The sequence below is a fragment of the Pseudochrobactrum kiredjianiae genome (genome assembly GCF_030362795.1).
Taxonomy (GTDB): Bacteria; Pseudomonadota; Alphaproteobacteria; order Rhizobiales; family Rhizobiaceae; genus Pseudochrobactrum; species Pseudochrobactrum kiredjianiae.
Map to the genome: position 1 here is coordinate 153,349 of NZ_JAUCBM010000005.1, position 20,476 is coordinate 173,824.

Annotated in this window: 22 protein-coding genes; 12 read left to right on the forward strand and 10 right to left on the reverse strand. The window is 48.9% G+C overall.

Translation table 11 applies throughout. From position 1 onward, the window contains the following. Positions 1-121 precede the first annotated feature (121 nt). From QUF18_RS11985 to QUF18_RS12005, 5 genes are all read right to left on the reverse strand, one after another. The gene (locus QUF18_RS11985) at positions 122-346 is read right to left on the reverse strand and encodes a hypothetical protein (RefSeq protein WP_289387337.1); all 225 of its coding nucleotides are present in this window, start codon (positions 344-346) and stop codon (positions 122-124) included. A 140-nt stretch (positions 347-486) separates the two neighbouring features. Further along, positions 487-954 (reverse strand): EF-hand domain-containing protein, encoded by a 468-nt coding sequence (locus tag QUF18_RS11990; RefSeq protein ID WP_289387338.1) that lies wholly within the window; start codon positions 952-954, stop codon positions 487-489. Between the two features lie 220 nt (positions 955-1,174). Further along, a complete protein-coding gene (locus QUF18_RS11995) occupies positions 1,175-1,924 on the reverse strand; it encodes a F0F1 ATP synthase subunit A (protein WP_289387339.1) in 750 nt (249 codons plus the stop codon). A gap of 163 nt (positions 1,925-2,087) precedes the next feature. After that, positions 2,088-2,330 (reverse strand): HP1242/YdcH family protein, encoded by a 243-nt coding sequence (locus tag QUF18_RS12000; protein WP_289387340.1) that lies wholly within the window; start codon positions 2,328-2,330, stop codon positions 2,088-2,090. Between the two features lie 71 nt (positions 2,331-2,401). After that, on the reverse strand, positions 2,402-3,721 hold the full coding sequence (locus QUF18_RS12005) for an Hsp70 family protein (protein ID WP_289387341.1): 1,320 nt from the start codon (positions 3,719-3,721) through the stop codon (positions 2,402-2,404). Positions 3,722-4,111: 390 nt separating this feature from the next. Here QUF18_RS12005 and QUF18_RS12010 point away from each other — a divergent pair, with 390 nt between their 5' ends. The 8 genes from QUF18_RS12010 (at position 4,112) to QUF18_RS12045 (ending at position 11,353) form a co-directional block, all read left to right on the forward strand. Further along, positions 4,112-5,353 carry an ABC transporter substrate-binding protein gene (locus tag QUF18_RS12010; protein WP_374806651.1) on the forward strand — a complete coding sequence of 414 codons (1,242 nt, stop codon included), beginning with the start codon at positions 4,112-4,114 and terminating at the stop codon, positions 5,351-5,353. Between the two features lie 27 nt (positions 5,354-5,380). Further along, positions 5,381-5,572: a hypothetical protein gene (locus QUF18_RS12015; RefSeq protein ID WP_289387342.1), complete on the forward strand. Its 192-nt coding sequence runs from the start codon at positions 5,381-5,383 to the stop codon at positions 5,570-5,572. After that, the gene (locus QUF18_RS12020; RefSeq protein ID WP_289387343.1) at positions 5,565-6,443 is read left to right on the forward strand and encodes a carbohydrate ABC transporter permease; all 879 of its coding nucleotides are present in this window, start codon (positions 5,565-5,567) and stop codon (positions 6,441-6,443) included. Before QUF18_RS12015 ends, QUF18_RS12020 begins: the two co-directional genes overlap by 8 nt. Beyond that, on the forward strand, positions 6,443-7,327 hold the full coding sequence (locus QUF18_RS12025; protein WP_289387344.1) for a carbohydrate ABC transporter permease: 885 nt from the start codon (positions 6,443-6,445) through the stop codon (positions 7,325-7,327). Before QUF18_RS12020 ends, QUF18_RS12025 begins: the two co-directional genes overlap by 1 nt. Positions 7,328-7,330: 3 nt before the next feature. Next, positions 7,331-8,446 (forward strand): ABC transporter ATP-binding protein, encoded by a 1,116-nt coding sequence (locus QUF18_RS12030; protein ID WP_289387345.1) that lies wholly within the window; start codon positions 7,331-7,333, stop codon positions 8,444-8,446. A gap of 247 nt (positions 8,447-8,693) precedes the next feature. Further along, positions 8,694-9,500: a porin family protein gene (locus tag QUF18_RS12035; RefSeq protein WP_289387346.1), complete on the forward strand. Its 807-nt coding sequence runs from the start codon at positions 8,694-8,696 to the stop codon at positions 9,498-9,500. Between the two features lie 17 nt (positions 9,501-9,517). Next, positions 9,518-10,600, forward strand: a complete 1,083-nt coding sequence (locus tag QUF18_RS12040) for a linear amide C-N hydrolase (protein ID WP_289387347.1) — start codon at positions 9,518-9,520, stop codon at positions 10,598-10,600. 234 nt (positions 10,601-10,834) lie between these two features. After that, complete coding sequence (locus tag QUF18_RS12045; protein ID WP_374806656.1) at positions 10,835-11,353, forward strand: GNAT family N-acetyltransferase; 519 nt, start codon at positions 10,835-10,837, stop codon at positions 11,351-11,353. 70 nt (positions 11,354-11,423) lie between these two features. Here QUF18_RS12045 and QUF18_RS12050 read toward each other — a convergent pair whose 3' ends face one another. Further along, complete coding sequence (locus tag QUF18_RS12050) at positions 11,424-11,789, reverse strand: hypothetical protein (protein ID WP_289387349.1); 366 nt, start codon at positions 11,787-11,789, stop codon at positions 11,424-11,426. Between the two features lie 195 nt (positions 11,790-11,984). On the opposite strand from QUF18_RS12050, the gene QUF18_RS12055 reads away from it, so the two are divergent. Then, entirely contained in the window at positions 11,985-12,257 is a 273-nt protein-coding gene (locus QUF18_RS12055; RefSeq protein WP_289387350.1) for a hypothetical protein, read from the forward strand. Positions 12,258-12,405: 148 nt separating this feature from the next. Here the strand turns inward: QUF18_RS12055 and QUF18_RS12060 are convergent, their stop codons facing one another. Next, positions 12,406-13,605 carry an MFS transporter gene (locus QUF18_RS12060; protein WP_289387353.1) on the reverse strand — a complete coding sequence of 400 codons (1,200 nt, stop codon included), beginning with the start codon at positions 13,603-13,605 and terminating at the stop codon, positions 12,406-12,408. Between the two features lie 257 nt (positions 13,606-13,862). Between QUF18_RS12060 and QUF18_RS12065 the strand changes: the two genes are divergently transcribed. Further along, positions 13,863-14,672: an AraC family transcriptional regulator gene (locus QUF18_RS12065; RefSeq protein WP_289387354.1), complete on the forward strand. Its 810-nt coding sequence runs from the start codon at positions 13,863-13,865 to the stop codon at positions 14,670-14,672. 127 nt (positions 14,673-14,799) lie between these two features. Next, positions 14,800-15,603: a bestrophin-like domain gene (locus tag QUF18_RS12070; protein ID WP_289387355.1), complete on the forward strand. Its 804-nt coding sequence runs from the start codon at positions 14,800-14,802 to the stop codon at positions 15,601-15,603. 92 nt (positions 15,604-15,695) lie between these two features. Here the strand turns inward: QUF18_RS12070 and QUF18_RS12075 are convergent, their stop codons facing one another. Further along, positions 15,696-16,256 carry a hypothetical protein gene (locus tag QUF18_RS12075; RefSeq protein WP_289387356.1) on the reverse strand — a complete coding sequence of 187 codons (561 nt, stop codon included), beginning with the start codon at positions 16,254-16,256 and terminating at the stop codon, positions 15,696-15,698. A 321-nt stretch (positions 16,257-16,577) separates the two neighbouring features. Here QUF18_RS12075 and QUF18_RS12080 point away from each other — a divergent pair, with 321 nt between their 5' ends. Continuing rightward, the gene (locus QUF18_RS12080; protein WP_289387357.1) at positions 16,578-17,027 is read left to right on the forward strand and encodes a universal stress protein; all 450 of its coding nucleotides are present in this window, start codon (positions 16,578-16,580) and stop codon (positions 17,025-17,027) included. Positions 17,028-17,131: 104 nt separating this feature from the next. Here the strand turns inward: QUF18_RS12080 and QUF18_RS12085 are convergent, their stop codons facing one another. Both QUF18_RS12085 and QUF18_RS12090 read right to left on the reverse strand, forming a co-directional pair. Continuing rightward, positions 17,132-18,784: an ABC transporter substrate-binding protein gene (locus tag QUF18_RS12085; protein ID WP_289387358.1), complete on the reverse strand. Its 1,653-nt coding sequence runs from the start codon at positions 18,782-18,784 to the stop codon at positions 17,132-17,134. Positions 18,785-18,962: 178 nt separating this feature from the next. Next, positions 18,963-20,414, reverse strand: coding sequence for an NAD-dependent succinate-semialdehyde dehydrogenase (locus tag QUF18_RS12090; protein ID WP_289387359.1), 1,452 nt, complete (start codon positions 20,412-20,414; stop codon positions 18,963-18,965). Positions 20,415-20,476: the final 62 nt, after the last annotated feature.

A 20,476-nucleotide genomic window follows, 5' to 3' on the forward strand; every position in this document is an offset into this window, starting at 1 on the left:
TTCTGCGTAGACGGGTATTTCCGAAGCGCTGTTCATTTCAAAGCTTGCAGTGTGAGGTTTAGCCGGTGCGAACTGTTCGTGCATTGATCAGGATCAAAACTTGCACGTTTTAAATATTTCTTTATGGGCGCAAGTTTTCAATCTGCACGATAAGATTAGCTATCTCGTGCGGGTCTTGAATTCCGCTTTCATAAATCCGGATAACTGTGCGCGCTAACTGGTTTTTATTTTCATCAGTTGTCGGACAATGCCCCAGAATTTCGCATGTTTCATTATAAGCAGCCTGAAGCGTATTTAATTGCTCAGGTTTATAGATCCCAAGATAATCTGACTTGCGAAAAGGCATGTTATCTCTCCCGTTTATATAATCTTGTACTAAAATTTGAATAAAGCAATGAATTTGTACTTTAAAATTTAATCATGCTGAAACAGTGTTCTTTAAACAAATAAGCCCGGCATTTTCGCCGGGCTTATTTTGCTGGGTAATTATTCAGCTGGTGTGTGCTTTCCGTGATCTCTGCCTTTATGGCGTTGGTCACCTTTACCATGAGGTTTTCCGGCTTTCAGCTCACTGCGATCCAGTTTGCCGTCTTTGTTTTTATCCAGTTCGGCAAAACGGGCAGTACGGTGTTTCTCAATGGCTTCGAGCGAAATCTTGCCGTCGCCATTCACATCAAGGCGGCGCTCCATCCGGTCTGCTGCACGCTTGACCATCATTTTCTGCGCATGGGCTTCAATTTCTTCACGCGAAAGAATGCCGTCCTTGTTGGTATCAGCGGCTTTCAGTTCTTCCATATGTGTGAATTTTTCCAGATCAATCGGATCGCGATCTTTATGGCCTGATGTATGCTGCGCAGTTTGCTCAACATTCTTCTCTGTTTTTTCTTGCGCTAAGACTGGTGCTGCAAGAACTGAAGAAGCAACGAGTGCGAGAATAATTGTTTTCGTATTCATGGTTATTATAACTCCGTCATGCGTTACACTAAGCCTTGGGATGGCATGGGAGTAATATTGCCCCGCAATGTGGGATCAATATGGAATGTCTAATTACAAATTCGTAATGTTATGCACGAAGTTATTTATGTTTTTAAAAGTGTTATAGAATGCAATGACTTGTGGTGAAATTCTTGCGCAATCCGGATTTTTATTTGTCCAGAATGCGCGTCGCAGGCCATTAATGGGCAGGATGCAGGGCATCATTGAGATACATGCAGGTCAGCATTGTGAACACATAGGCCTGAATTATGGCCATCAAGAATTCAAGTGCGGTGATGCCGACAGTCATGGCGAGCGGCAAAACAGAACTGACAATGCCTAAGGTTCCAAGCCCTGCGAGCGAGGCGACAAATCCGGCAAAGACCTTCAATGTAATATGTCCGGCCAGCATAACCGCGAAAAGACGTACAGAATGGCTGACAGGCCGTGAGAAGTAAGACATCAGCTCGATCGGCACGATGATCGGTGCAAGAACCAGCGGCACACCTGAGGGCATGAACAGCCGGAAGAATTGCGTGCCGTTACGTATCAGGCCATAGAGCGTGACTGTCAGAAAGACGGTTATTGCCAGTCCGAATGTAACGATAATATGTGCCGTGACCGTGAAGGTATAGGGGAACATTCCCAGCAAATTGGCTGTGAGGATGAACATGAACAGCGAGAAGACCAGCGGAAAGAAGCGTCTGCCTTCTTCGCCCGTATTATCGCGCAAAGTGGTAAACACGAATTCATAGAGAATTTCAGCTGAAGATTGCCAGCGCCCCGGGATCAGTGTTCTGCCGCGTGCAGACAAAAACAGGTACAGACCCGCGCCGACAGTTGCGATCAGCATGAACAATGCCGAATTGGTAAAAGCGATCTGGATGCCACCAATTTCACCCAAATCTGCAATCGGTTTGATTTCAAACTGTGCGATTGGTCCGGCCATGAGATCGTCTCCCTGTGCGATGAGCGTATCGAACGATAGAGCGATTCGCGCCCTCTGTGCCACTATAAGGCCGATATCTTGTGACATAAAAAAACAGAGGCCTCGTGATAAGACCTCTGTTCCTTTAATCCCGCAAAAGACTTTTTTGTCTTTTTAGACTGTTTTACGCAGCCTGATTGAGTGCTTTCTCAATCTCGTCTTTCAGAGTCAGACGACGTTTGCGCAGTTCTGTTTCATTGTCCTGACTTGTCGGCTCAATTTTTGTCTCTGCTCGGTGAATTTGGTCATTCACCTCGTCATATTCTTCAAGCACTTTGGCAAAGCGCGGGTCAGCTGCTTTCAGAGCATGGATGCGCTCCAGCTGACCCGGAAATTCTTCACCAAGTGTATGCGGTGTATTGGACATGCTGTTTCCTTCCTTATTTTGTTGAAAGGAGCTTCGCATGAGTCTCAACGGCCGACATTGATCAGGATCAATCAGAATTTGACCGACCAGCGCTCAATATCATTGCTCTGACCAATCAGTGCCAAACCGGTTGCAATGGAGTCGAACTGGTTGCTGCTGGATACGTCCGCATGTTCAAATTGCTCCGAGAATAATGTCTTGATTGCGGGAACAAATGATGTGCCGCCAGTCAGAAACACGCGGTCAATATCGTTGTAGGCCAGACCGGCATTCTGCACGGCATTGTCAACGCAAGTGGAAATTGCCTGCATGTCTTCAGCTATCCAGCTCTCAAAGTCGGAGCGTTGAATCTGCGCCTCGATTTTGAAGTTCTCAGCTTTGAATGTCAGCTCTGAAGTTTGTGAAGAGGACAGACCGGCTTTGACATCGGAGACAACGCGGTACAGCTCAAAGCCATAATCGCCCTCGATCATTTCGATGAAATTTTCAAGCACTTCCGGCTGTTCTGCCTGTGATGCCAGTTCATGCAGCTCCCGCAAGGTTGACGGGGTGTTCATCAGGAACAGCGTGTTCCAGCGGGCAAAATTTGCAAAATAGTGGTTAGGGATTTGCAGCACTTTACCAAAGGATTTGTAATTGCTTCTTTTGCCGAGTTTTGGCGAAACCACATTATCAATGATGCGGTAATCAAATGTATCGCCCGCTATGCCGAGACCAACCTGACTGAGCGGTGTTGCACTCAGGCCATTGGCGCCGACTTCAAAATTGACAATCGAAAAGTCGCTCGTACCACCGCCAAAGTCGGCAACCAGTACGGTTGAAGAGCTGGTTAGTTTTTGCGCATAGAAAAAGGCCGCCGCTACCGGCTCATAAACATAATGAATATCGGTGAAGCCAAAATCCCGCAGCGCTTTTTCATAACGCGCCATAGCCAGTGCTTCATCCGGATTATGTCCGGCAAAAATGACGGGACGGCCGACAATCACTTTATTGCCGCGCGACGGCAGACGGTCGCCAAGACGCTCGGCCAGAGTTTCCAGAAATGTACGCAGCAAATCTTCGAATTTAAAGCGTTTGCCGTAAACCGGTGTATCGCTGAAGGATTTGCTTGCTGCAAAAGACTTAAAAGACTGCAAAAAGCGGCAATTATGCGGATCGGCAATGAAACGGTCCATCGCCCAAGGGCCGCTTTCCACATTGCGATGACCTTTATTACCATCCTGCCAGAAACACAGCACAGAGCGATAGGCCGATACCATGGCCTCATCTTTCGGGAAGGTCATAACTTCGGCAATGCCTTTGCCGTCAGCTACGGCGATGACTGTGTTTGTTGTACCAAAATCGAGGCCAAGGGTTATCGTCTCCGAGGGGGCGTTATTTCCCGCAGTCATTGTTCAAATCCTTGTATCTGCGCATGTGGGCTTTTGAGAAAACGGCTCTTATAGCCGTTTTAAAGGTGGGGTCAATTCAATGGATCCACGGAATACGGCATTCCAAACGAATTACACTTCACAAAATGGATGCAGGGTCCCGGATATACCTGTTGTGTTACATAAAATTATAATTGTCCGAAACAATGCATTAATTTTTAATCGATTTGAATTTTGCGTGAGCCTCCTTGACGAACGCAATTTTGTAACGTCCTATTTCGGCTGACGGTTGATTGCAGGCAAATTGCCGGATCAATGTGCAGGCCAGACTATATACTGCCCGAAGAGGGCAGCCGTAATGACCAAGCGGGAGGGTTCCGCTGCTGATAACTTGCAAACGGGAGGAATACGATGCGCAAGTTCATGACGACAACAGCAATGGCTTTGGGTTTAATGGCAGGCGCGGCGCAAGCCGCGGAAAATGTGGAGGTTCTGCACTGGTGGACTGCCGGCGGGGAGGCCGCAGCGCTTGAAGTGTTGAAGAAAGATCTTGAAAAGCAGGATATCGGCTGGACGGATATGCCGGTTGCAGGTGGTAGTGGTGTAGAAGCGATGACCGTTTTGCGTGCCCGTGTTACTGCCGGTAATGCGCCGACTGCTGTACAGATGCTTGGTTATGATGCGCTGGATTGGGCAAAGCAGGGCTCGCTCGGCAATCTGGATGAAGTTGCCAATAAAGAAGGCTGGGATAAGGTCATTCCGGCACCTTTACAGGCTTTTGCCAAATATGACGGTCATTGGATTGGTGCGCCGGTCAATATCCATACAACCAACTGGATGTGGATCAACAAAGCAGCTCTTGATAAAGCCGGTGGTAAAGTGCCGACCAATTGGGATGAGCTGATTGCTCTGCTTGATAAGTTCAAAGAGCAGGGCATTACGCCGGTCGCCCATGGTGGCCAGCCATGGCAGGATGGTACGCTGTTTGAGGCCGTTGTTCTGTCTTATGGCACAGATTTCTACAAAAAGGCTATGATCGACCTCGATCCGGAAGCCCTTGGCAGCGATACGATGAAGCAGGTTTTCGATCGTATGACCAAGCTGCGCAGCTATGTTGATGATAATTTCTCCGGTCGTGACTGGAATTTGGCATCGGCAATGGTCATTGAAAACAAGGCCGGTCTGCAATTCATGGGCGATTGGGCAAAGGGCGAGTTCATCAAGGCCGGTAAAAAGCCGGACGAAGATTTCGTCTGTGTCCGTTATCCTGAAACACAAGGTTCAATCACCTTCAACTCGGACCTGTTCGCAATGTTCAAGGTTTCTGAGGATAAGGTGAAGGCGCAGATGGCGATCGCCTCTGCGATTGAAAATCCTGAGTTCCAGTCTGCCTTTAACGTGGTCAAAGGGTCGGCTCCGGCACGTACCGATGTGTCTGACGCTGCTTTTGATGCTTGCGGCAAGAAGGCGATTGCCGATGTGAAAGAAGCCAGCGGCAAGGGCACCATGTTTGGTTCCATGGCGCATGGCTATGCAAGTCCGGCTTCTGTGAAGAATGCATTCTTCGATGTGATTACCCGCCAGTTCAATGGTGAGTTGTCTTCGGAAGAGGCTACGAAAGAACTCGTTGCCGCAGTGGCCGCCGCTCAATAATTTATTGCAAAACCGGAGGCTGCCCCTGTGGCGGCCTCTGTTCTCTGCTGCCTGACGGAGGCCGCGGATATTTATTTTACAGCATGTCTCTCAAAAGCGGACACCGGTTTTGGCGCAAAGACATATGTAAAAAACAAAGAGCATTTTAATTTTATTTTTGATGTGCCTGTGTCGTTTAAAGCGGGGCAGATACCAAGCGTGGTGATTGACCATGAATAGTCGCAGCCGATTGCAGGAGCTGTTGCCCAAACTTGTTGTGGCGCCCAGCTTTTTCATCATTCTGATTTTTGTATATGGTTTGATTGCCTATACCGGCTTGCTGTCGCTGACAGACAGCAAAATGTTGCCGTCCTATAATTTTGTCGGGTTGGAAAATTATTCCAAGCTCTGGGCTTTGCCGCATTGGTGGCGTGCCATTTCCAATCTCGCGATCTTCGCCTCTCTCTATATTATCATCTGCTCGGTGCTTGGGCTGGGGCTCGCTATTTTGCTCGATCAGAAAATTCGCGGTGAAGGTTTTCTGCGTCCGATTTATCTTTATCCGATGGCGCTGTCCTTCATCGTAACCGGCACAGCATGGAAATGGTTTCTTGATCCGGGTATCGGGCTTGAAAATACCATGCATTTGTGGGGCTGGGAGAGCTTTCAGTTCAATTGGATTAAGGATCGTAATTACGCGATTTATTGTGTGGTGCTGGCCGCGGTCTGGCAGTCTTCCGGTTTTATTATGGCGATGTTTCTGGCAGGGCTGCGCGGGGTTGATAGCGAGATTATCAAGGCAGCGCAAATTGATGGCGCTTCAACTTTTACGACCTATCGCCGGATTATCATTCCGATGATGCGTCCGGTTTTCTTGGCGGCCTTTGTGGTGCTGGCGCATCTTGCGATCAAGGCCTATGACCTTGTGGTGGCGCTGACAGGCGGCGGGCCGGGGCAAGCGACTGAAGTTCCGGCAACTTTCATGTATTCCTACACATTCACCCGTAACCAGATGGGCATTGGTGCGTCATCGGCGATTATCATGCTGGCAATGATTTTCTCGATCATTATACCTTATCTGTATTCGGAAATTCGCGGAGGCAAACGCTGATGAGTGGTTCTGCCAATGCACAAAATGCAATCTCGCATCAGAGGCTGACACGGGCGCTGATCTATGCAATCCTGTTGATCTTTCTGGTTTATTACCTGCTGCCGCTTTATGTGATGGTGGTGAATTCCTTCAAGCCGTTGGAAGAAATCCGGCAGGGCGGAATGCTGAACCTGCCGCAACAATGGACGATTGAACCGTGGCTTTCTGCATGGTCAACAGCGCAGATTGGTGTGCAGCCGACCGGTCTCAAACCGTTTTTCATTAATTCCATCCTGATGGTTGTACCGGCTGTCGCTATATCAACCATCGTTGGTGCGCTGAACGGCTATGTGCTGACCAAATGGAGTTTCCGCGGTTCTAATCTATTCTTCGGTCTGCTGCTGTTGTCCTGCTTTATTCCGTTTCAGATCGTGCTGATACCGATGGCGCGTATTCTTGGTATGCTCGGGCTATCCAGTTCCATCTGGGGGTTGGTGATGGTGCATGTGGTTTATGGTATCGGTTTCACGACGCTGTATTTCCGCAATTATTATGAGGCATTTCCGACTGAACTGGTGCGTGCCGCACAGATTGACGGTGCCAGTTTCATGCAGATTTTCACCCGTATTCTGCTGCCGTCCTCGGGGCCGATTATTGTGGTGTCCGTCATATGGCAGTTCACCAATATCTGGAATGACTTCTTGTTCGGGGCGTCTTTTGCCGGTGCTTCAACCACACCGATGACAGTTGCACTCAATAATCTCGTCTCCTCATCGACCGGCGTGAAGGAGTATAATGTTCATTTTGCTGCGGCGATCATTGCCGCTTTGCCAACGCTCATCGTTTACATTGTCTCCGGCCGCTATTTTGTTCGTGGTCTGATGTCCGGTGCCGTGAAGGGATAATCTATGTCATTTCTTAAAATCGCCAATCTGCGTAAATCCTACGGTGCGACTGAAATCCTCAAAGATATTAATCTGGAGATTGAAGAAGGCGGCTTTCTGGTGTTGGTCGGGCCATCCGGTTGCGGCAAGTCTACATTACTGAGTACCATTGCCGGACTTGAGCCGATTACCTCCGGTGATATCACCATTAACGGACAGTCCGTGTCGGATTTGCCACCTTCAAAACGCGACATTGCGATGGTATTTCAGTCCTATGCGCTTTATCCGAATATGACTGTGGCTGGTAATATTGCCTTTGGTATGGAAGTGCGTGGTGTACCTAAGCCGGAGCGCGAGAAGGCCATTCGTGAGGTGGCTGATACCCTTCAGATCGGGCACTTGCTTGATCGCAAGCCAAGCCAACTCTCCGGCGGGCAGCGTCAGCGTGTGGCAATGGGGCGTGCGCTGGTGCGTAATCCGCAGGTGTTTCTGTTTGATGAGCCGCTGTCCAATCTGGATGCCAAACTACGTGTAGATATGCGTACCGAGATTAAACGGCTACATCAACGCATGAAAACCACCATTGTTTATGTGACCCATGATCAGATTGAAGCGATGACGCTGGCAACCAAAATTGCAGTCCTCAAAGACGGGATTTTGCAGCAATTCGGTACACCGGCAGAGATTTACAACAAGCCGGTGAATATGTTTGTCGCGGATTTTATGGGGTCGCCTGCCATGAATTTGCTGACGGCAACCGTTGAAAATGGCGGGGATGGTTTGCAAGTGGCATTGGAGCGACCGGACGCGGCGCCACTGAAATTGCCAGTCAAGAACATGAATGGCGAACTTACTGCCTATAAGGGCAAGCAGATTGTGTTTGGTATTCGCCCCGAAGCTTTGACCGATCCTGACGGGACAGACCGCAATGCGGGGATGATCGCGGAAGGGGATTGCCATATTGAAGTGGTGGAGCCTGCCGGTTCCGATACTTTTGCAGTAACCAAATTGGGCGGCAAAGAAGTCGTGGCGCGGTTGCGGGCAGATGCCCATATTCAGGCCGGACAAACGGCGCGGCTGGCCTTTAATCTGGATAAAGCCGTGTATTTTGACCCGCAAACGCAGCAGCGGATTATCTGATATTGTATGATATCCGGCATAAAGAACTGCCGGATATCGCAAGTTTTGTCAGATCATCACTACTATTCAATTGCTGAACTGATAGCGGAGCTTTGCTGATTTCATGGTAAACTTTAATGCTGAATACTCAGTTATTTACGATTATCATTAAATTATGCCGGAATAGTTCTGTCAGAAGTTGACCCGTTGCCATAATCATCTATTTTCTCAGCAGAATCTTAGGGATCGGCAAGGGGACGTGCCTGCTATGCGCTTTACTGCACTTTTTACGACATCAGCTGTATCCAGTCTGGCTATGCTATGCACCGCAATGGCAGCGGATGTATCGCAGCCGAGCTATAAAACTGATAATGAATGGAAAATTATTGTCAGTCCTTATGTCTGGGGAGCTTCTCTCAAGGGTAAAGCCGGTATTGCAGGCCACAAAACGGATGTGAATATTCCGTTCTCCGAGATTTTTGACAATCTTGATCTGGCTGCAATGGGCACAGTTGAGATTATCAAAGGGCCTTTGGGTTTCTTTGTTGATGGTCAATATGTCTCCACCACGCAGGATGAAGATATTCTCGCCAATGAGCTGGCGCTGAATATTAAAACCACCACCATCTCGGGCGGTGCTTTCTATCGTGTCTACGAGCGCGAGCTTGGTGGCGTAACGGTCTTTAATGAAGCGCAGAGCTTTACCGTTGAGCCGATGCTCGGTGTGCGCTGGACTAAGATTAAAGCCGAGCTTTCGGTCGGCCCGTTCAACGTTACAAAAAAAGTTGAGTGGACAGATCCGTTTGTCGGCGTTCGTCTGAAAACAGATTTGAATGAGCGTTGGAATTTGGCGGGTGAGGCCGATATTGGCGGTTTTGGCGCCGGATCAAAACTGAGTTATAACGCGCAGGCCTATCTGGGCTACCGCACATTCCTTTTTGATCGCCCGACCAACTTACGTGTTGGTTATCGCGTATTGTCTCAGGATTTTGAAGGCCCTGATTTCGTAGGCCATACTTTCAAATGGGATGTTGTGCAGCACGGGCCGGTGGTCGGTCTGTCGATGCGGTTCTAACCAGCGAGGTCTGATTGATGTTTTTTCAGCGTAAATCTGTTCGTTCTGTTCTTGTCGCCAAGACAGTTGCCTTGTCCTTGTTTGCTTCGCCATTGATCGCGGGAGCCTGCACCCGTGTTGTCTATCAGGGCGCAAATAATGATGTGATCACGGCGCGTTCGATGGATTGGAAAGTCGATGTTGCAACCAATCTCTGGGTGTTCCCAAAGGGCATGGAACGCAATGGTGAAGCCGGTGAAAATTCGATCAAGTGGACATCAAAATATGGCAGCGTGATTGCTTCCGGTTACGATATTGCAACGACCGATGGCATGAATGAAGAGGGGCTTTCAGCCAGTGTTCTGTGGCTGGTTGAGTCTGATTATCCGGAATTCAACAAAGACAAACCGGGGCTGACCATCGCTGCTTGGGCACAATTTGTGCTTGATAATTATGCCACTGTTGAAGAAGCCGTTACAGCGCTGAAAGATGAGCCTTTCACCATTGTGACCGACAAAGTGCCGGGCGAAAGCCGGTTGGCAACGCTGCATTTGTCTATCTCTGATGCGAGCGGTGACAGCGCAATCATTGAATATATCGATGGCAAGCAGGTCATCCACCACAGCCGTGAATATCAGGTGATGACCAACTCGCCGACTTTCGATCAGCAGCTGGCTTTGAACAGTTATTGGCAGCAGATTGGTGGCACAGTCATGCTGCCGGGCACCAATCGCGCAGCAGATCGTTTTGCGCGCGCGTCCTTCTATATCAATGCAATTCCGAAACAGGAAAATACGGATATTGCACTGGCGAGCGTGTTCGGCGTCATCCGCAACGTGTCGGTGCCTTTTGGTATCACCACACCGGATCAGCCGAATATTTCTTCAACACGTTGGAGAACTGTCGCGGATCAGAAGCGTAAGCTGTATTTCTTTGAGTCCGCGCTGACGCCAAATACCTTCTGGGTTGACCTGAAGGGGCTGGATTTCTCGGCAGAAACCGGAAAAGTGAAAAAACTGGATTTGGGCGAAAACCAGACCAATATTTTCTCCGGTAAAGTGAATGAGGAATTTAAAGATTCCAAACCGTTCCAGTTCTTGGGACTTGAAGAAGCCAAATAATGGCAGTTGAATGATGAAAGGCCGCTGCACAGCGGCCTTTTTTATGCGGCACCGGTGAGTTTCAGCTGCGCCTTTGTTTTGCATCCTGAATAAAAATATCTGGCTCAATGCGACGACGAAAGTATCAATCTATTGAAATGTTAGAGCTATTTTGAATGCTCTTGTATTTTGAAAAGATTTTCATTTATAAATTTAACGCAGATTATCAGTTTCAAGAGAGCGGACATTCCGGTTATGGCGCCTTTTACAATCAGACCTGTTTCATCATCGCCAGCACAGATAATTATGCTGTGTAATCTGTTGATTGAAACCGTGGCAAGTGGCGGCTCTGTCAGTTTTATGCATCCGCTGGAACTGCAAGAAGCAGATGCCTTCTGGTCGGCAGCGCTGAATTCAGCTACTCAGGGTGAGCGCACTATACTCGGCGCTTTTGACGGAGACAGGCTAGCGGGTACCGTTAGTCTGGTGCTTGTACAGACGCCTAATCAGCCGCATCGTGCGGAAATCAGTAAGCTGATGACATCGGTCGATTATCGCGGGCAGGGTGTTGCGACATTGCTGATGCAGGCTGCTGAGACGCTGGCAAGGGAGCATGGTCGCACGCATCTGATGCTGGATACGGCCAGTGACAGCAATGCCGTGTCACTTTATGAGAAGCTTGGTTTTCAGCGTGCCGGTGAAATTCCGGATTTTGCACTTAACCCTTTTGGCGAACTGACCAGCACCATCTTCTTCTGGAAGAGCCTGCAATAGTCAGGTGGTTTAGAGCGCCGTGTGCCAGACTTGGCACACAAAACTCGCTCTAACACTTTAAAATTATGCTCTAGTGCTCTTCAACCGTTACAACGACATATTCGGGATGGATATCCACGCGAATCAACGGCGTTCCTTTCATGATACTTTCTATATCCTGATCGGAAATTGAACCGCGGGAGAGCATTTTTTCCAGACGCGCCCGATTGGCCTTGTCGTTGAAGAAAGTATCATATTCATCTTCGGGGTCGAGTTTTCCGAATACATAGAAGTTAGCGCGATCCTGCCGGATGATTGTAGCGGCTGATATCAGCGCTTCACCGGATGAATTATAGTGATCCTGCTTGCTGAGTCGCGCTCTGTATGTCTCAATCGGCTGCGCCAGCGCGCCGGTACTGAAAGCTGCTAAGGCAGCAGACAAAATGACTGTCCGCACTATAGTTGTCCCCCCGATAATAGTCTTGTTTCTCTATAAAGCATTTTCTGGAAAAAGGAAAAATTTTAGTCTTTTGCTTATTTTTTGTTTTAGTGAAAAACAATTTGTTATTTTAAATACATAAACGCACAGCATAAATTGGCGACGCATAATTTATTTGCTCGTTTATTGATAACCGTAAAGAGAGATACTTCTATGAAAATCAAAACACTGGTTGCTGCTTCACTTTCTGCACTGCTGATTACCGCTGCTGCGGGTTCTGCGGCTTCTGCCTGCACACAGGAAGAACTGACAACAAAGGTCAATGAAGTAACAACTGCTATTCAGGCAGCGGTTATGAAAGATCCGAACAAAGCTCAGGAAATTATGACAAAATCGCAGGAAATGCAGGCCAAATATCAGGGCACGACTGATATGTCGGAAGCTTGTAAAGCCTATGACGAGCTGCTCGAGTTCCTCAAGAAGTAAGACTTTTCTTCCGCTCTGAGCAGGTCGTTTTGCTGAAGATTTCAGCGCAGGAATTTGAGATAATAAAAACGGGGAAGACCGCAAGGTCTTCCCCATTTTGTTTTCATACAGCGTTAGAGCGACCTTTATGCGCCCAAAACTGCAAGAATTAGCGTTTCTTAGGCAGGCTCGGCAGCAGGATAGTCAGAATGCCGAGCAGCGGCAGGAATGAACAAATCCAATAGACATATTCAATGCCTTTCGTATCCGCATAATCACCAAGCAGCGCCGCGCCGATACCACCGGCACCAAAAGCAAAGCCGAAGAACATACCGGCGATCATGCCGACGCGTCCCGGCACCAGTTCCTGAGCAAAAACCACAATTGCGGAGAATGCAGAGGAGAAGATAATGCCGATGACTACGGCCAGAATACAGGTCCAGAACAGATCGGCATAAGGCATCATCAGTGCAAACGGGATAACGCCGAGGATCGAGAACCAGATCACGAACCGTGCGCCCATTCTGTCGCCGATCGGGCCACCGATAAAGACACCGGCAGCGGACGCACCGAGGAACAGGAACAGGATCAGCTGTGCGTTCTGAACACTGACAGCGAATTTCTCAATCACATAGAATGTGAAATAGCTGGACAGACTGGCCATATAGACATTCTTGGTGGTGGTAAGCAGTACCAGAATGGCGATAGCAAACAGAACACGCCCTTGCGGCAGCGGCAAAGTGCGGTCTGCTGCAGGTTTGTTTTTATCCTGGCGCTGTTTTTCAGCATACCAACGGCTGACGCGAGTGAGCGCAATGAAGCCGAAAACCGCAATAATCGCCAGCCATGCCACGCTCGACTGACCGTTTGGCAGAATAATAAAAGCTGCAAGCAGAGGGCCAAGCGCGGAACCGAAATTCCCGCCAACCTGAAACAAAGATTGCGCAAAGCCATGGCGACCGCCGGAGGCGATACGGGCAACACGGGATGCTTCCGGATGGAAGATCGCGGAACCCAGACCGATGAGACTGGAACCGATCAGCAGCACTGTATAGCTATCCGCATTGGCGAGCAGGATAAGACCGGTAAATGTGCTGACACTGGAAAGTGGCAGTGAATAAGGCATAGGCCAACGGTCTGTGACAATTCCGATGACCGGCTGCAACAGCGAAGCGGTAATCTGAAATGTCATGGTCAGAAGGCCAATCTGGCGGAAGTCCAGATTGTAATTGGTTTTGATCAACGGATAAATTGCAGATAGCAGAGACTGCATAATATCGTTGAACATGTGGCAAAAAGCGACGACCACAATCAGTGATACTGCTGTGGTCTCGGCTATTTTAGGTGACGGGCTGGTCACGGTCGTCATTGCAAGTGCTCCGGATATGTTATGCCATTGTAATAATGCATACTGCCTGACGATTGCTGGCACGACGTATTATTGCTGATATCAGGGTTTGATCTTTTTATGCCGCGGTCGGATGGCTATAAAGACGAAACAATATTGCGCATCCGGCAGTTTTACCGGTTTTTGAACTATCCCTGACTGGCAATATCCTGCTTAGTCCGCTTTTCTCTGGCCTGCTTTCGTGCTAAGGACGTAAAGTTTTCTAACTGGGCCAAAACATGCAATTTGCTAATCCGAATGATATAAATACACTGATTATGCAGGGTTTCGATCTGGTGGAACATGCGGCTGATCCGGTTGTTGCATTGCGCAGACAATATCCGGGCGGGCTGCTAATCCCGCTGCACAGGCACTCCCGTACCCAGTTTCTTTATGCGCGTTCCGGTGTTGCATTGGTGGCTACAGAGCGCGGGCGCTGGATGATCCCGCCGGATCATGCCTTGCTGATCCCGCGTGGTATTGAGCATCGTGTCGAGATGTTCTCCGGTGTTGAAATGCAGTCCGTCTATATGCGTGACTATGAACATGGCGATTATCCATGCGTGTTGTCAGTCAATGAATTGACCCGGAGTTTGCTGGCCGAAGTGGTGAAGCTGCAAAAACCCGATAAGGATGATGAGCGCAGCCGCTTGCTGTTTGATCTGCTGATGCATGAGATCACACGCCTGCCTGTGCGTGAGTTAGGGCTGCCGTTTCCGGAGAAACCGGCATTGGCGGTTTTGTGTAAAGAGTTTTTGAAAGCGCCTGATCCTGCAGCCAGCATTGATAATTGGGCGCAGCGGCTGAGCATGAGCCGTCGCTCTTTTACCAGATTGTTTCGGGCGCAAACCGGCGTGAGTTTCGTGATGTGGCGGCAGCAGGCGTGTATTTTCGCCTCCTTGCCAAAACTGGCCTCCGGCGAGTCGATCACTTCGGTCGCCTTCGATACCGGCTATGAAAGTGCTGCAGCCTTTACCACGATGTTTAAACGTATGTTGGGGGCTTCCCCACGCGATTATATGCGCCAGCAAGCGGATAATGCCGAATAGAAGCACAGCAGGTGATCGGTGGGATGATTTATTCTGCTGTAAAATATTGAATTAATGTAAAATAGAGTGCAGAACCATCTGAGGTCGACATTGTACAGATTATAGCAACGCGCTCAGAGGGGGCAGAATGCATTACTTATTTGGTATTCCACCGATTTTAATGTTTTTGCTTTTTACTGTTTGCGGCGTCGTATTTTACGTTTTCGGGCTGATTTTTCTGAAGATCTTCGGCAAACAAGCGTCAAAAGATATTTTGTCGTTGCCGATTGGTGCTTTCATCGGAACTATTGCGACGGCCTGGGCTTTGGCTCTTGGCTTTGTCGCGGCTGATACCTGGGCGGTCAATAGTCGTGCAGATCAGGCGGCAAGTGAGGAACGCTCATCAATCACCCGTTTGATCGGTATGGCGCGGCCGGAAGCTTTGAATGATCCAGCACTGCTGAAGGCGCTGACGACATATCGTGTTTCTGTAATCACGGATGAATGGCATAACAGCTATAATAATCAGCCTGCGCGTTCTGTAGAGCAATCCTTGCAAAATATCCGTATTGCTATGATCAGCCTGTCCCGCACTGACATTTCGGGTGCGCTGATGTCCCAGATTGTGCAGGACTTCGATGAAATGCAGGATGCGCGCAATAAGCGTCTTGCGCTGGGTTCCAGCTCCGTCAATCACTATAAATGGTATCTGGTAATTTTCTTAACGCTGTTGTCTCTGGTGGTGATTGCTGCGGTTCATGCAGACAGACCCAAGGCAGGGCGAAAGGCTCTGGGTATTTATATTATTACAGCAGTCATGAGTATGTGGATTTTGGCGATCCATGCCAGCCCCTATCGCGGCGCTGGCCGTATTGAACCGAGTGTGTTGTTCACCAGTCAGAAAGGCGCGCAGAGTTTACCTGAGGCCTTTCATAAGAGAGAGACGAACTGAGGTTTACGCATCGTCAGAGCGACCTTTATAGTACAGCATAATTTTACCTGAAACTGATCCAAATTTTAAGAATTATGCTCTAGTGTAAGGAATTATGCTGTAGGCCGGTGCGTGTTATGACCGACTAATCGCGGCACTGCACGGCTGTATAGGCTGCGAAACTGTTCAATCGTCTGTGCCTCCGGAATATCCATGATTTGTCTGGCTTCAGCGATCATCTGAGATTGTGTCTGATCTTTAAGGCGCAGGCTGACAATGGTTTTACCCAGTTTTGATGCTTCAATGCACAAACGGGCATCTTCCTTGCTAATGCCATTTGCCATGAATGAGCCGATAACGCTCCCCATAATGCCGCCTGCCGCAGCACCGATAATCATGCCAAGTGAGGCAGAAACCAGCCAGCCTGAGGTAAGGACGGAGGCAAATACGGGAACGGTTATCAGCTTGAGACCGATCAGCAGACCCGCAGCACCACCAACCATAGCGCCGGTACCGGCGCCGTTGACGATACTGTCACAGATGGAGGTGTCTTCTTCCGCATATTTGCGGCTGACGACAATAATATCAGATTGGGGAAAGCCCGCAGCTTCAAGATTATGCACGACTTGTTTTGCAAGGCCGTATTGATCATAAATTCTGGAAATAAGTTTCATTTTATTTCTCCTGAGCTGTTCGGTAGTACCTTTCCGGAATAAACATATATATGCTGCCAGATATTGATCTGGATGTAATGCAGGTAATTCTACCAGTTTACTTAAGGGATGGTATCACAATATTTTATTATTTTAAGGCTTTAATTGTCGCGGTGGAAATTCTCAGGTTTTGTATGAAATTTGTTTGTAATTGCATGATATTTTTAACTTCACACAGGGCGCTATGCCCGATAAAGTAATGCCTGCTTCAGTGTGAAGTTAAATGATGCTTGGGCTCCGGCTTCATTGAAGACATGTCATTTGCGGAGCAGGGATGACACTATGTATAAGCATATTCTGATTGCTACGGACGGATCGGATCTGGCACAAAAAGGTCTGGAACAGGGACTGGAACTTGCAGCCAAACTCGGCAGCAAAGTTACAATTCTGACCGTAACTGAGCCTTTTCCAATGATGGCGACAGCTAGCAGCGCAGGTTGGATCGCCAGCCCGAAAGATGTCGAAATCTATAATGAAAATCAGGCAGGTCAGGCGCAGTCTATTCTTAAAGCTGCCGGTGAAACTGCTGCCAAACATGGTGTTACAGCTGAGCTGAAACATATTGATGATCGCTGGCCTGCAGAAGCAATCACTGACTTTAGTGGAAAAAGCGATGTTGATCTGATTGTGATGACCTCGCATGGCCGTCGCGGTCTTGGTCGTCTGCTGCTGGGCAGCCAGACAAGTGAAGTTCTGACGCATACCAAAACGGCTATTCTGGTTGTGCGTTAAAAAGTGAGCTTGGCTTATTAGCCAGTTTTGAAATTGCAAGATTTTTTGCCATCAGGCATTTAAAGCGGCCGCAGATTAAGTTCTGCGGCCGTTTTCTATTGGTTTTACTCTTTAGAGGCTTTCAGCACGTAGTTGGTATCCGGTGAAATGATGAAATCTTTCACCTTGTTGGAAACAACGGCCACTTCATTCAGCTGATAGAGCATGGTGAACGGGCTGGTGTCGCGGAACTCTTTTTGAATATCGAGATATTCCTGAGCGCGTTTGTCAGCGTCTTTTTCCATCACTGCCGCCAGTGTTTTCTGGGTCAGTTCCGGAATTTCCCATGAGTTGCGCCATGCGCTCGTTTTGGAAACCGCATTATCGGAATTATCAAGATTGGTCACAAAAGTATCGGCATTGGTATGCGGATCCCAGTAATCAATACCCCACTGGCCGATATAAATATCATGCTTACGCGCACGATATTTGGTCAGTGTCTGCTTGCCATCGCCCGGGATGATTTCCAGCTTGATATTGGCCTTGGCAAAGGTCTGCTGAATGGATTCTGCAATGCCGGTAACGGGCTGGGTGTTACGCACATCCATGGTGATGGTGAAGCCGTCTTTCAGGCCGGCTTTTTCCAGCAGTTCTTTGGCTTTCTCAACATTGAGGCTGAACGGGTTTTCGTCCGTTGAGCCAAGCATACCAGCTGGCAGGAGGTTTTGGTGAATAGTACCGATGCCTTTAATCAGCGTGGACTGAATAGCATCATAATCGACCAGATATTTGACGGCCTGGCGAACTTCCGGTTTGGAAAGTGTGTCGTGCTGCTGGTTGAGGCTGAAATAATAGATGGTGCCTTTCGGTGCGCTGACGGTATGGAAACGGTCATCTTTGGAGATGGATTCCAGATCGCCAGGCTCAAGATTACGGGCAACATCAATATCACCGGCATCAAGCATAATGCGCTGCGATGCGCTCTCTTTTACGTAGCGGTAGATGATGCGTTTGAGCGGTGGTTTTTCACCACCATAATTCTCATTGCGCTCCATCATGATGATTTCATTCGGGCGCCAGTCCTTGATTGCAAAAGCACCGGAGCCTGCATAATTGCGCTTGAGCCATTCATGGCCAAAATCATTATCTGCTTTGGAATCCGCAGTCGGTGTCACCGCTTTTGCATGTTCTTTGAGCAGTTTGCTATCGATAACAGAGCCAACTGTGGCTGTCAGACAGTTATAAACAAAGCTTGGCGCAAAGGCTTTTTCCGAGGTGAAAATCAATGTGTCGTCGTCTTTGGCGAAGACTTTTTCATCCACATTGTCTTTGGTCAGGCCGAACTGGCTGAGAATAAATACAGGGCTCTGGTCGAGCTTGACGGCGCGTTGCAGTGAATAGGCGGCATCATGCGCTGTGATCGGGTTGCCGGAAGCGAATTTCTGACCTTTACGGATTTTAAAGGTGAAAGTCTTGCCATCTTCGGAAACGTCCCAGCTTTCGGCAATATCTGCCACCAGTTTGGACGGATCTTTATAGTCTGTACGCACCAGACGGCCATAGCTGTTGGCCAGCATTTCCGATGTTGTAATTTCAAAGGATTCTGCCGGATCCAACGAGATCACATCATCGGTTGCCATGGCGATCACCAGTGTATCTGCCGGTGTTGCGGCATGTGCTGCGCTTAGCAGAAATGAACCGGTAAGCGCGGTGCTGAACGCCAGTGTTAGTGTCAGTTTAGCCAGATTGGTTTGGCGGATGGATGGTATCAAATTCATGCTTAGTTCCCCTCATATATACGGCCGTATTTTTTGTTTTTGGCCGGCTTGCATGAGAGCCTAAAGCAACAATTTGAAAGATCAAACGATATCTGAATAATTTTATTGCTTTTGTTTATAAGATAAATCCCGCCGATATTTCTATCGACGGGGCTTAATTTTTTTCAGATTATAGTGCTCAGATAACCAGATGTGTCACGAATTTGGTAGACAGATAGGCGTTGATTGCCTCTGAACCGCCCTCGGTGCCATAACCGGAATCTTTGATACCGCCGAAAGGAACTTCCGGCAGAGCCAGACCCAAATGATTGATGGTTGTCATACCGGCTTCAATGCGCAGACCCAGCTCGCGGGCATTTTCTGCCGAACGGGTAAAGGCATAGGATGCCAAGCCGAATGGCAGGCGGTTGGCCTCATCAATCACTTCATCCAGCGTCTTGAAGGATGAGAATACGGCCACAGGACCGAATGGCTCTTCATTCATGATACGGGACGTTTTTGGTGCATCGGCGAGTACTGTCGGCTCAAAGAAGTTACCGACATTGCCAATACGGCGACCACCAGTCATCAGACGCGCGCCATTGTCCACGGCATCCTGAATCAGGGTTTCGAGGGCAGGGATACGGCGTTCATTGGCCAGTGGTCCCATCTGCACGCCTTCGTCAAAACCATTGCCGACTTTGATGGCTTTGGCTTTTTCAGTAAAGGACTGCACAACCTGCTCATAGACATTTTCTTGCACGAGGAAGCGGGTCGGTGAAACGCAGACCTGACCGGCATTGCGGAATTTGGACATAGCCAGCGTTTTAACGGCACCTTCAACATCGGCATCATCAAAGATGATCGCCGGTGCGTGACCGCCGAGTTCCATGGTCGACAGTTTCATATGCTGGCTGGCAAGACCGGCCAGCATTTTGCCGATTGGCGTGGAACCGGTAAACGAGATTTTGCGGATAATTGGATGCGGGATCAGATATTCGGAGATTTCGGATGGCACGCCATAGACCAGATTGACCACACCGGCAGGAATACCGGCATCGACAAACACGCGCAGCAGTTCGGCAGGCGAGGCCGGTGTTTCTTCCGGTGCCTTGACGATAATCGAACAACCGGCTGCAATTGCTGCAGACAGTTTGCGCACCACCTGATTGATCGGGAAGTTCCACGGTGTGAAAGCGGCCACAGGGCCGACCGGCAGTTTAAATGCCATCTGCGATACACCGGCAGCACGTGCCGGAATGATCTGGCCGTAGGTACGGCGGGATTCTTCCGCAAACCATTCGATAATGTCGGCACCGGCAAGGATTTCGCCTTTGGCTTCAGCCACCGGCTTGCCCTGCTCAAGTGTCAGAATCGGCGCAATAGCGTCTGCGCGTTCGCGTAGCAGGTCTGCCGCACGGCGCATCAGCTTGGAACGATCGAATGGTGACGTTGCGCTCCAGATTTTGAAACCTTTGGCTGCGGCATCCAGTGCTGCATCAAGATCAACTATTTCTGCGTGTGCGACTTTACCAATCACTTCACCGGTCGCGGGATTGAGCACATCAATGGTGCGTCCGTTCTGCGCGTTGCGCCATTCACCGTTGATCAGGAGCTGGGTATCTGGATAACGCGGTGCAGTCTGAGACATATTTCCTCCGGTATATATGCTTGAGAGCAGCAAATAATATGCCGCAATGTAATTCTGTAGAA